Raw genomic sequence first — 12,138 nt, 5'->3', positions numbered from 1 at the left:
TATATGCACAGCATTCGCGCCGCAGCGCTTGCGGCAGTTTTCGGTCTCGGCGTCGTCGGAGCGGCTCCGGCCATTGCGCAGGACGCGGTGGTGAGCGCCGCCAAGTCGGCCGGTACAGTCGGCGAGCAGTCGGATGGCTATCTGGGCGTCAACGGCTCGGTGAGCAGCGATGTGCGCGCCGCCGTGGATGCGCTCAACATCAAGCGGCGCGCGGCTTACACCGATCTGGCGGCCAAGCGTGGCGTGACCGTGCAGGACATGGCGGCCGTGACCGGTTGTCAGACGCTGGCCGGGCGCGTTTCGGAAGGGCAGATCTACCGGATCGGCAATGGTCCGTGGCAGACCAAAGGGGCCGGACCGATTGCGCTGCCGGATTATTGCGCCACCGCCACACGCTGAGCGATTCGCGCCACTGAGGGCCTAATTTTCCTCGAAAATCCGCCTGATCCCTCCGGCGCGGTCACCAGTGTTGACTTGCACGCCAACGCTTTCTACACGGGCCGCGCCTTGACGGGGGCGGCTCAGGCACGTCATGCAGCGCTGGTTTTTACGTCTCTTGGCGTGAACGGGAGTTGGCACGATGACAGAGACCGAACCTGGGCGAGACCCGATTGCCGAAGATGAACGCATCAAGTCGCTCAGCGAGCGGTTGGAACGTGCCGAGGCAGTCGAAAAGGTCAGGACCGGAGCGGACCGGGAAGTTGGCGGCGATAAGAATTATCGCCTCGGCAACCGGGTTCTTGCGGAGCTGATCGGCGGTCTTGTCGGCGGCGCGCTGATTGGATGGGTCCTGGACCGGTTCATCGGCACATCGCCCTGGCTCCTGCTGGTTTTCCTCTTTCTGGGGATCATCGTAGCCTTCAGGAATATTTGGAAGATTTCGATGAAGCGTCCTGAGAAGTAAGGGCGCTTTCGTCATAATCGCAGACGGCTTTTTGGGAATCAGACGTGGCAGAACCCGGCAAGATCGATCCTATGCACCAGTTCGCCATCGAGCCGCTGTTCGGTACCGAACAGTGGAGCCTCGGTGGTTACAACATTGCGTTCACCAACAGCGCGCTGTGGATGGTGATCACGGTCGTCGTTCTGTGGGGCTTCATGCTGCTCGGCATGAAGCGCGATCTGGTGCCGGGGCGCTGGCAGGCGGCTGTAGAGTCGATGACCGGCTTCATCGCGAAGCTGACCGATGACAATATCGGCAAGGGCGGGCGCAAATATGTGCCCTACATCTTCTCGCTGTTCATGTTCATCCTCTTCGCCAACCTGCTCGGCCTGCTGCCCATCGGCATTTTCGGCCTGCATCCCTTCACCTTTACCAGCCACTTCACGGTAACCGGCGTTCTCGCGATCCTGAGCTTTTCGATCGTGCTGATCGTCGGCTTCTGGAAGCATGGCCTCAAGTTCTTCTCGCTGTTCGTGCCGCACGGCACGCCGCTGTGGCTGATCTGGCTGATCCCCATCATCGAGTTCGTCTCGTTCATGGTGCGCCCCTTCTCGCTGGGCCTGCGACTGTTCGTCGCGATGATCGCCGGTCACATTCTGCTCAAGGTGCTTGCCGGCTTCGTGATCAACGCTTCGGCTGCTGGCGTGGCGCCCGGCCTTGGCGTCGGCATCCCCAGCTTTGCCCTGATGGTCGGCATCTCTGCGCTGGAGATCCTGGTCGCTGGCATCCAGGCCTATGTTTTCGCACTGCTGACGTCGCTGTACATTCACGACGCCGAGCATCTGCACTGAGTTTCAACCAACGACCAAATCGAGTTTCAGAAAAGGAGTTAAGTAACATGGACGCAGAAGCCGCAAAGCTGATCGGTGCCGGTCTGGCTGCTATCGGTGCCGGCGTGGCCGCGCTCGGCGTGGGTAACGTCTTCGGCTCGTTCCTTGAGAGCGCGCTGCGCAATCCGGGCGCTGCCGACGGCCAGCAGGGCCGTCTGTTCATCGGCTTCGCCGCCGCAGAGCTTCTCGGCCTGCTGGCGTTCGTCGTCGCGATGATCCTGATCTTCGTCGCCTGATCGCCCGCAAGACGACAGACGATGATGTGGAGCCGGCGGCTGCCCAATGACGGGCTGCCGCCGGACCGCGCAAACGGACAGGTGATATGCCTCAGATAGCCCAGCTCGCCGCAACCTACTCGTCGCAGATCTTCTGGGTTCTGCTGACATTCGGGTTCGTGTTTTTCGTGATCGGTCGCGGCATGGTGCCGAAGATCCAGTCCACGGTGGATGCGCGCGACAAGAAGATCGCCGACGATCTCGAAGCGGCCCGTGCGAATTCGGCCAAGGCCGATGCGCTCGAAGCCGACTGGCGGGCGAAGGAAAATGAAGCGCGTGCCGCTGCGCAGGGCCGTCTGGCCCAGGCAAAGGCCGAAGCTGCTCGCAATCGCGAGGCCGCGCTGGCCAAGACCGACGCAGCGCTCAGCGAAAAGCTGGCCGCAGCCGAAGGCGAGATCGAGGCCGGTCGTGTGAAGGCGCTGGCGCAGATCGAAACCGTTGCAGCGGACGCCGCAGCGGACATCGTGCAGAAGGTCGCCGGCACGCAGGTGTCGCCGGATGCGGCGCTCAAGGCAGTGAAGGCGGTACTCTGATATGGCCAATTCCCACATGGCACAGGCCGCCAATGCGGCATCGGCGAGCGACAATGGATCGCAGGCCGTCCAGTTCAATCTCGAGAATGCCGACAAGGTCCAGGCCCTGAGCGGCGACGTTCATGCCGCGACAGAAGCGGTCGGCGGGCCTGAGGAGCACATCCAGGACCCCACCGCGCTGTGGATGGACGCTACGGGCTGGGTCAGCCTTTCGATGTTGGTCTTCATCGCGGTGTTGATCTGGAAGAAGGTGCCAGCGCTCATCGCCCGGTCGCTGGACGCCAAGATCGCGACGATCCGCAATCAGCTCGACGAAGCCGCGCGGCTCCGCAAGGAAGCCGAAGCGCTCAAGGCCGAGTATGAAGGCCGGATCGCCTCCGTCGCCAAGGAAGCCGACGCGATGCGCGCTGCCGCCGAGCAGGAAGCGGCCGATCTCATCACCGCAGCCCAGGCGGAAGCTGAAGCGCTAGTCGTCCGCCGCCAGAAGATGGCGGAAGACAAGATCGCCGCAGCTGAGCGCGCGGCCATTGCCGATGTGCGCGCCAAGGCGGCTGCAGCGGCGACGGCAGCAGCCGGCGTGCTGATCCGCGAGACCCACAGTGCCGCGGCCGACAAGGGCCTCGTAGACGACGTGATCGGCAAGCTCGCGCACTGAACGACCTGCAGATTGATGGCTTTAGAAAGGCCGGGCCGAGCGATCGGTCCGGCCTTTCTGCTTTTGAAGGGTCGTGGTTCGGCCGGTTGAGGCAGGAGGCCGTTGTCCTGTCCGCTTCTCGCCCCTAAATGGCGCGGATGACCGAGCGGCCATCGTCCCCCAATCGCTTCAACGAAGAAAAGGCGACCTCGACAATCCGTGGCAGTGAATTGCCGGACGTGGATGCTGGCGTCGCGGCGATTCGCGAAACGCTCAAGACCTTGGGCACGCGACCCGGCGTGTATCGGATGCAGGATGCGCGCGGCGACGTGCTGTATGTCGGCAAGGCGCGGGCGCTCAAGAATCGGGTGTCCAACTATACGCAGGTCGATCGCCTGCCGCGCCGGCTGCAGCGCATGGTCTCGCAGACCCGCTCGATGACGATCGTCACAACCCAGAGCGAGGCCGAGGCGCTGCTGCTGGAAGCGCAGCTCATCAAGCGCTTTCGGCCACCCTACAACGTGCTGCTGCGCGATGACAAAAGCTTCCCGTTCATCCTGCTGCGCGAGGATCACGCCTTTCCGCGCGTGCAGCTCCACCGCGGTGCGCGGCGCTACAAGGGGCAATATTACGGGCCTTTCGCGGGGGCGGGGCAGGTGCGCAAGACGCTCAACGCGCTGCAGAAGCTGTTCCTGCTGCGCAGTTGCACGGACAGCTTCTTCGCCAATCGCTCGCGGCCCTGCCTGCTGTATCAAATTCGCCGCTGCTCCGCGCCCTGCGTCGGGCGGATCAACGAGGCCGATTATGCGGCCCTGACCCAGGACGCGCAGGACTTTCTCGGCGGCAAGTCCACGGCGGTACAGGCGCGGCTCGGCGAGGCGATGAATGCGGCAGCGGAGTCGCTCGATTACGAGATGGCTGCCGTCTACCGGGACCGGCTCAAGGCGCTGACCTTCATCCAGGGCAGTCAGGCGATCCACGCTGAGGGGTTGGGCGACGCTGATATTTTCGCGCTCGCCAGCCGCAATGGCGGCATGTGCATCCAGGCCTTCTTCATTCGCGGCGGGCAAAATTGGGGGCATCGCAGCTTCTTCCCGGTTCACACCGCCGAGGTGGGGGAGGATGAGGTGCTGATGCAGTTCATGGCGCAATTCTATGAGGATGTGCCGCCGGCGCCGCTGGTGCTGTGCGACCGCGAGCCTTCCGAAACCCTGCTGCTCGCCGAGGCGCTGAGCCAGAAGCTGGAGCGCAAGGTGCGCATCGAGGTGCCGCAACGGGGCAGCCGCGTGAAACTCATCAAGCAGGCCCAGCGCAACGCCGAGGAAGCGCTGGAGCGTCGGCAGGCCGAGAGCAGCGCGCAAGGCAAAATTCTAGCCGACATGGCCGAACTGCTGGGTCTGGAAGGGCCGCCCAATCGCATCGAGATTTACGATAACAGCCATATCCAGGGCACGAGCGCGCTGGGGGCCATGGTGGTGGCGGGGCCGGAGGGTTTCCGCAAGAGCGGCTATCGCAAGTTCAACATCAAGCGCCCGGAGACGGTCGCGGGCGATGATTATGGCATGATGCGCGAAGTGCTCGGCCGCCGCTTCGGCCGCGCGGCCGAGGAAGATCCCGATCGCGAATCCGGGGAATGGCCGGACCTGGTGCTGATCGATGGCGGCCGGGGCCAGCTCAACGCAGCGCGCAAGGCGCTGGAAGAAATGGGCATCGAGGATGTGCCGATGGTCGGCGTCGCCAAGGGGCCGCATCATGGTCGCGAGGGCAGGGAAGTGTTTCACCTGCTGGACGGGCGGGACTTCCAACTGCCAGTCAATCACCCGGTGCTATTCTACCTGCAGCGGTTGCGCGACGAGGCGCACCGTTTTGCGATCGGCGCGCACCGGCAGAAACGGGCCAAGGCGATCACTGTCAGCTCGCTGGACGAAGTGCCCGGCATCGGGCCCGCGCGTAAAAAAGCGCTGCTCATGCATTTCGGTACCGCCCGCGCCGTGCGCAACGCCAGCCTCGACGACCTCCAGCGTGCACCCGGCGTTTCATCGGCGGTCGCACAGACGGTCTATGATTATTTCCATGGCTGAGCGGATTCATTGCGACCTGCCGCAAAGGTTGATGCCCGGCGCAATGCGCGCTAAGGGCGCTGCTTCAACACCCGTCGGGATGTCCTAACCGCTCATGCTGTTCACCTTTCTCCTTGTCGTCCAGGCGATCATCGCCTTCGCGCTCGTCACTGTCATTCTGATGCAGCGGTCCGAGGGTGGCGGGCTCGGCATGGGTGGCGGTGGCAGCCCGTCCGGTCTGATGTCGGCGCGCGGCGCGGCGGATTTCCTCAGCCGGGCGACCAAGATTCTCGCGACTTTGTTCGTGGGCATGAGCATTGTGCTGGCTGTGATTGCCGCCACGCAGCACCGGGCAGCGACGATCGATACCTCGCTGGTCGGCCAGTCCGGCACCAGCGACATGTCGGCGCCGATTGCCGATGGTGATGGCATTTCCGGCGCGGCCAACAGCGCGGCAGCACCGGCCGGTCCGGCCTCGGCGCCTGCCAATGGCGCTGCTGGCGCCCCGCTCGCGCAGTAACGATCCACCAGTTTTTTTTCACCGGTAGCGGATTCGTTCGCTTGCCCTTCCGTTCGAGTTCAGCGTAAGCCTCCTCTCCCATGGCGCGGTTCATATTCATCACCGGCGGCGTGGTCTCCTCGCTTGGAAAAGGCCTTATGGCTGCGTCGCTTGCGGCGCTCCTCCAAGCGCGTGGCTACAAGGTCCGCACCCGTAAGTTCGATCCTTACCTCAATGTCGATCCCGGCACGATGTCGCCTTATCAACATGGCGAAGTCTATGTGACGGACGACGGGGCGGAGACCGATCTCGATCTTGGCCATTATGAGCGCTTCACGGGCGTTGCGAGCCGGCAGGCCGACAATGTGACGCAAGGGCGCATCTACCAGACGATCATCCAGCGCGAGCGGCGCGGCGATTATCTGGGCGCCACCGTGCAGGTGATCCCGCACGTGACGGACGAGATCAAGCGCTTCGCTCTGGCCGAGACGGACGATGTCGATTTCGTGCTGTGCGAGATCGGAGGCACGGTGGGCGACATCGAGAGCCTGCCGTTCATGGAGGCCATCCGCCAGCTCCGCAATGAGCTGGGCCACGGCCAGACCGTGCTCGTGCATGTGACGCTGGTGCCCTATATTGCGGCGGCCGGCGAGTTGAAGACCAAGCCGACCCAGCATAGCGTGCGCGAGTTGACTTCGCTCGGCATTCAGCCCGACATTCTGCTCTGCCGCACTGAGCATCCGCTGCCGGACAGCGAGCGGGCGAAAATCGCCTTGTTCTGCAATGTGCGCACGGAAGCCGTGATTCCCGCGCTCGACGCCAGCAGCATCTATGCCGTGCCGGTGCAGTATCACCGCGAAGGGCTGGACCGCGCCGTGCTGAGCGCCTTCGGCATCGAAGGCTCGCGCGAGCCGGACCTGACCCGCTGGTTCGACATCATGGACCGGCAGGTTCACCCCGAAGGGGAAGTGACCATCGGTGTCGTCGGCAAATATGTCGGCTTGCCGGATGCCTACAAGTCGCTGCACGAGGCGCTCGTGCATGGCGGGCTGGCCAATCGCGTGAAGGTGAAGGTCCAGTGGCTCGATGCCGAGCTGTTCGAGGCCGAAGACAGCGACATCGCGGCCCAGCTTGAGCCGATGCACGGCATTCTTGTGCCGGGCGGCTTTGGCGTGCGCGGTTCGGAAGGAAAGATTGCCTCCGTGCGGTTCGCGCGCGAGCGGGGCGTGCCCTTCTTCGGCATCTGCCTCGGCATGCAGATGGCCTGCATCGAGGGTGCGCGGAACACCGCCGGGATCGAGCGCGCCTCGACCACCGAGTTCGGCGAGACCAGCGAGCCGGTTGTGGGCCTCATCACCGAGTGGATGAGCGCCGAGGGGCTGCAGACCCGCAATGTCGATACCGACCTTGGCGGCACCATGCGCCTGGGTGCCTATCCGGCCAAGCTCAGCGGCAACAGCGTCGTTTCCAGCATCTACGGTGCCGACGATATCAGCGAGCGCCATCGGCATCGCTACGAGGTGAACGCAGCCTATCGCAAACCGCTTGAGCAGGGCGGCCTCATCTTCTCGGGCATGTCGCCGGACGGCACGCTGCCGGAGATCGTCGAGCGGCCGGATCACCCATGGTTCATCGGCGTGCAGTTCCATCCGGAGCTCAAGTCCAAGCCGTTCGATCCGCACCCGCTGTTTGCCAGCTTCATTGCGGCGGCGCTCAAGCAGAGCCGGCTCGTCTGATCCTGCACGAGCCATGGACGGCCCGTTTCCGGATCGTTCATGGTGAAGGGCGTAGACGAACCGCTTGCCGCATCCTATGTGGGGTGCGTCTTACCGGCCGGGATGCCTGCGACTTGCAATTGATGATCCTCCTGTCTGCGCTTCTTGCGTCGCTCTCCGGCCTGATGGTCGGCGAGAGCCGCGTGGCGCCTGCGCAGGTGGAACTGAGTGCAGAATCGCAGCTGGCCCCCTCCAGTGAGCAGGCGATTGCGGTCGCGCGAGTCTTGTCTCGTGCTGACACGCGGGCCGAGGCCGTCCTTGTACGGGCAGATCAGGCTACGGCACTCGCGCTGCCGGCCCGTAATGGCCGCACCCATCTTTCTCTGAAGCAGAGCTGGCTGATCTAAGCCCGCCGCAGGCCGCCATGTTGCCGGTCTGCCATTCTGCTGTTCGCGCGCTGGCTCCCGGCGCGTTCGCTTGCCGGTGTGTGAACCGGCGCCCGACCTTTCCGTTTTCAGACAGGAATTTCCGATATGCTCGGCGGCGTTGCCAAATTCTTCTTCGGCTCTTCAAATGAGCGTTACGTCAAGTCTCTCAGCAAGACGGTCAATCAGATTGCCGCATTCGAGCCGACGATGGTCGCCATGAGCGATGATGAGCTGAAGGCGCAGACGGCCAAGTTCCGCAGCCAGCTCGCTGACGGCGCGACGCTCGACCAGATCCTACCCCAGGCGTTCGCGACGGTGCGTGAGGGCGCGAAGCGCGCGCTGGGCCAGCGCCATTATGACGTTCAGATGGTCGGCGGCATCGTGCTCCACCGCGGCGAGATCGCCGAGATGCGCACCGGTGAAGGCAAGACGCTGGTCGCTACGCTCGCGACCTATCTCAACGCGCTGCCCGGCAAGGGCGTCCACGTCGTCACCGTCAACGACTATCTCGCCCGGCGCGACTGCGAGTGGATGAGCCAGCTCTATAACTTCCTTGGGCTGACCACGGGCGTGATCGTGCCCAACCTCTCCGAGCCGGAGCGTCGCGCGGCTTATGACGCGGACATCACCTACGCCACGAACAACGAGCTCGGCTTCGATTATCTGCGCGACAACATGAAGTATGAGCGTGACCAGATGGTCCAACGCCCGTTCAATTACGCGATCGTCGACGAGGTGGACTCGATCCTGATTGACGAAGCGCGCACGCCGCTGATCATTTCCGGTCCGACGGACGACAAGTCCGAGATGTACATGTCCGTCAACGCGCTGGTGAAGCACCTCGCGGACGAGGATTACGAGAAGGACGAGAAGCAACGCTCGATCGTGCTGACCGAGGACGGCACCGAGAAGGTGGAGCGGATGCTGGAGGATGCCGGCCTGCTCCAGGGCGCCAATCTCTACGATTTCGAGAATACGCAGGTCGTCCACCATGTGAACCAGGCCCTGCGCGCCAACTTCATGTTCCGGCGCGACATTGATTATATCGTGAAGGACGGCAAAGTCGTCATCATCGACGAGTTTACCGGCCGCATGATGGATGGGCGCCGCTGGTCCGACGGTCTTCACCAGGCGGTGGAAGCCAAGGAAGGCGTGAACATCGAGCCGGAGAACCAGACGCTCGCCTCGATCACCTTCCAGAATTATTTCCGCATGTATCCCAAGCTCTCGGGCATGACCGGCACGGCGGCGACCGAGGCGGCGGAATTCTACGACATCTACAAGATGAACGTGGTGACCATCCCGACCAACCTGCCGGTGCAGCGTCAGGACGATCAGGACCTGTTCTACAAGAGCCTTGAGGACAAGTTCAAAGGCATCGCCCGGACGATTGGCGAACATGCCGCCAAGGGGCAGCCGGTGCTGGTCGGCACCGTTTCCATCGAGAAGTCCGAACTGCTCTCCAGCTTCCTCAAGGAGGAGGGCGTCAAGCACTCGGTGTTGAACGCGCGCTTCCACGAGCAGGAAGCTGGGATCGTGGCACAGGCCGGGCGGCTCGGCGCGGTGACCATCGCGACGAACATGGCCGGCCGCGGCACCGACATCAAGCTCGGCGGCAACCTGGAATTCCGGGTTGAGGATGAGCTCAAGGACATGCCGGAAGGGCCGGAGCGCGATGCCGCAATTGCGCGGATCGAAGCGGAAATCGAGGCAGAGCGTCAGCAAGTGCTCGCCGCCGGCGGTCTGTTCGTGCTCGGCACGGAGCGGCATGAGAGCCGCCGTATCGACAACCAGCTGCGTGGCCGCTCGGGCCGTCAGGGCGATCCGGGCCTGTCCCGCTTCTACCTCAGCCTCGATGACGATCTGCTGCGCATCTTCGGCCCGGACACGCTGTTCGCGCGCATGATGCGCTCCAGCCTGGAGGATGGCGAGGCGCTTCCGCCCTCCAAGTGGATGAGCAAGGCCATCGAGACCGCGCAGAAAAAGGTCGAGCAGCGCAACTACGAAATCCGCAAGCAGGTCGTCGAGTATGACGACGTGATGAACGACCAGCGCAAGGTCATCTATGAACAGCGCAGCGAGATCATGGATGCCGAAACGGTCGGCGATGTCGTCACCGAGATGCGCCATGAGACGATCAACGACATCGTCGGCGCCGCCTGTCCTCCGGGCACCTACCCCGAGCAGTGGAATATTCCGCAGCTCAAGGAGCGCCTTGAGGCGGTGATGAGTCTGACACCGGACATCGATGGCTGGCTGACCGAGGACGTGGTCGATCCGGAGCTGTTCGTCGAGCGCCTCACCGCGCTGTCCGATGCCGCGCTGGCGGAGAAGGTCAATGATCTCAAGCCCGAGACCTGGGCGCAGATCGAGAAGAGCATCCTGCTGCAGAATCTCGACCACCACTGGAAAGAGCATCTGGCGACGCTCGATGCCCTCCGTCAGGTCGTCCACCTGCGCGCTTATGCGCAGAAGACGCCGATCAATGAGTATAAGCAGGAGGCGTTCGCGCTCTTCGAGCGGATGCTCGAGAACATCCGCGAGGATGTCAGCCGCACGGTGAGCCATGTGCAGTTCCAGATGCAGGACCCGGCACCGCCGCCGCTGCCTGAGCTGCCGGACTTCCTCACCAGCCATATCGACCCGTTCACGGGCGAGGATAACAGCGCGGACATCGATGCCGGCACGCGCGGGTTCATCACCACGACCATTCCGCGCGCCGCGACGGCTGCGGCGGTGGGTGAGGGCAATCCCTATGCGGGTGAGGAAATCAGCCGCAACGCGCCGTGCCCCTGTGGTTCCGGCGAGAAGTACAAGCATTGTCACGGCGCCTTGGCCTGACAACGACCCTGACAAGGATCTGATGGCCGGGCGTAAGCTCGGTCACGTCCGCCCGGCGGCCTTCAGCCGGGCTGCGAGTCCCTCGGTGCCAGCCACACCAGTCCGATGAGGCTGATCACCGCCGCGCCAGAGAGGTAGAGGCCAACGGCGCCCACGCCATGCGTGCTCACCAGATATTGCGCGGCAATGGGTGCCATGGCCCCGCCGATGATCCCGCCCACGTTGAAGGCGAAGGACGAGCCGGAATAGCGCACGCGCGGCGGGAAGAGGGCGGTCAGCCATTCGCCGAGCGGGCCATAGGTGAATCCCATCAGCAGCAGCGACATGGCGAGGATGAGGAACAGCGCTAGCGGATTGGCGGCGTCGAACCCGGCGCCGAAGACGATGCCGAGCGGTACCGTCGCGGCGCATCCGGCGATCAGCACACGGCTCGCCGAGCGCATGTCGGACCACCAGCCGGCCACGACGATGCCGAGCGCGAGCATCAGGATCGCGGCAAGCTGAATGGTCAGCACCTCACTGCGCGCCATGCCGATGTTCACCGTGGCATAGCCCAGCGCGAAGGCCGTAGAGATGTAGAACAGCGCGAAGCAGCAGACGACGGCGAGCGTGCCGGCCATAGTTGCGCGCACATGGCGGGTGAGCAGTTCCGCTAAGGGAATGGCTGCCGGTGGCTCGGCCTCAAGCGCCGCCTTGAATTCCGGCGTCTCGCCCATCTTCAAGCGCACCCATAGGCCGATGATGACCAGCAGCGCGCTAGCGAGGAAGGGAAGGCGCCAGCCCCACGCCATGAATTGCGCATCGCTCAGCCACAGGCCGAGCAGCAGGAACAGGCCGTTCGCGGCGACAAATCCCAGCGGTGCGCCAAGCTGCGGCATCATGCCGAAGCGCGCGCGCCAGCCCGGCGGGGCATTCTCCACCGCCAGCAGCGCAGCACCGCCCCATTCGCCGCCCAGGCCGAAGCCTTGGCCAAAGCGCAGAATGCAGAGCAGCAGCGGCGCGACCCAGCCGATCATCGCATAAGTAGGCAGGAAGGCGATGAGGAAGGTCGAGCCGCCCATGAGCATGAGCGAGGCGACGAGCGTCGATTTGCGGCCGATCCGGTCGCCATAATGGCCGAACACGGCGGCGCCGAGCGGGCGCGCCAGAAAGGCGAGGGCGAAGCTGGCATAAGCTGCCATCAGCTGTGCTGTCGGTGACGTGGCGGGGAAGAAGAGCGGGCCGAAGACGAGGCTCGCCGCCGTCGCATAGATATAGAAATCGTAGAACTCGACCGTGGTGCCAGCCAGACTCGCGACGAGCACGCGGCGGTGCTTCACCATGGCGGACAGGCCGCTGGGCGCCGGCGTTCCGGCGGTTGCTGCGTCGTTCAAAGTCGGC

12 protein-coding genes are annotated in these 12,138 nt (G+C 64.0%); 11 read left to right on the top strand and 1 reads right to left on the bottom strand.

Going from position 1 to position 12,138, the window contains the following annotated elements:
- The first annotated feature begins 3 nt into the window (after positions 1–3).
- From M2337_RS12930 to secA, 11 genes are all read left to right on the top strand, one after another.
- Positions 4–399: a YdbL family protein gene (locus M2337_RS12930; protein ID WP_413715168.1), complete on the top strand. Its 396-nt coding sequence runs from the start codon at positions 4–6 to the stop codon at positions 397–399.
- Positions 400–580: 181 nt separating this feature from the next.
- Entirely contained in the window at positions 581–904 is a 324-nt protein-coding gene (locus M2337_RS12925; RefSeq protein WP_181559878.1) for an AtpZ/AtpI family protein, read from the top strand.
- 44 nt (positions 905–948) lie between these two features.
- Complete coding sequence (locus M2337_RS12920) at positions 949–1,734, top strand: F0F1 ATP synthase subunit A (RefSeq protein WP_181559877.1); 786 nt, start codon at positions 949–951, stop codon at positions 1,732–1,734.
- 47 nt (positions 1,735–1,781) lie between these two features.
- Positions 1,782–2,009 carry a F0F1 ATP synthase subunit C gene (locus M2337_RS12915; protein WP_014076610.1) on the top strand — a complete coding sequence of 76 codons (228 nt, stop codon included), beginning with the start codon at positions 1,782–1,784 and terminating at the stop codon, positions 2,007–2,009.
- An 86-nt stretch (positions 2,010–2,095) separates the two neighbouring features.
- On the top strand, positions 2,096–2,581 hold the full coding sequence (locus tag M2337_RS12910) for an ATPase (protein ID WP_181559876.1): 486 nt from the start codon (positions 2,096–2,098) through the stop codon (positions 2,579–2,581).
- Position 2,582: 1 nt separating this feature from the next.
- Positions 2,583–3,236 (top strand): F0F1 ATP synthase subunit B, encoded by a 654-nt coding sequence (locus M2337_RS12905; protein ID WP_413715416.1) that lies wholly within the window; start codon positions 2,583–2,585, stop codon positions 3,234–3,236.
- 137 nt (positions 3,237–3,373) lie between these two features.
- Positions 3,374–5,296, top strand: coding sequence for an excinuclease ABC subunit UvrC (gene uvrC, locus M2337_RS12900; protein WP_181559875.1), 1,923 nt, complete (start codon positions 3,374–3,376; stop codon positions 5,294–5,296).
- A gap of 97 nt (positions 5,297–5,393) precedes the next feature.
- The gene (gene secG, locus M2337_RS12895) at positions 5,394–5,795 is read left to right on the top strand and encodes a preprotein translocase subunit SecG (protein ID WP_181561429.1); all 402 of its coding nucleotides are present in this window, start codon (positions 5,394–5,396) and stop codon (positions 5,793–5,795) included.
- Between the two features lie 80 nt (positions 5,796–5,875).
- The gene (locus M2337_RS12890) at positions 5,876–7,510 is read left to right on the top strand and encodes a CTP synthase (RefSeq protein ID WP_181559874.1); all 1,635 of its coding nucleotides are present in this window, start codon (positions 5,876–5,878) and stop codon (positions 7,508–7,510) included.
- Between the two features lie 113 nt (positions 7,511–7,623).
- Positions 7,624–7,896: a hypothetical protein gene (locus M2337_RS12885; protein ID WP_181559873.1), complete on the top strand. Its 273-nt coding sequence runs from the start codon at positions 7,624–7,626 to the stop codon at positions 7,894–7,896.
- Between the two features lie 126 nt (positions 7,897–8,022).
- Complete coding sequence (gene secA / locus M2337_RS12880; RefSeq protein WP_264570577.1) at positions 8,023–10,758, top strand: preprotein translocase subunit SecA; 2,736 nt, start codon at positions 8,023–8,025, stop codon at positions 10,756–10,758.
- 62 nt (positions 10,759–10,820) lie between these two features.
- Here the strand turns inward: secA and M2337_RS12875 are convergent, their stop codons facing one another.
- Positions 10,821–12,080: an MFS transporter gene (locus M2337_RS12875; protein WP_264572262.1), complete on the bottom strand. Its 1,260-nt coding sequence runs from the start codon at positions 12,078–12,080 to the stop codon at positions 10,821–10,823.
- Between the last annotated feature and the right edge of the window lie 58 nt (positions 12,081–12,138).

Origin of the sequence: Sphingobium sp. B2D3A (assembly GCF_025961795.1) — a bacterium.
Classification (GTDB): Bacteria; Pseudomonadota; Alphaproteobacteria; order Sphingomonadales; family Sphingomonadaceae; genus Sphingobium.
Note: the sequence above shows the minus strand (reverse complement) of the source record. Positions and strands in the feature narration are given on the sequence as shown.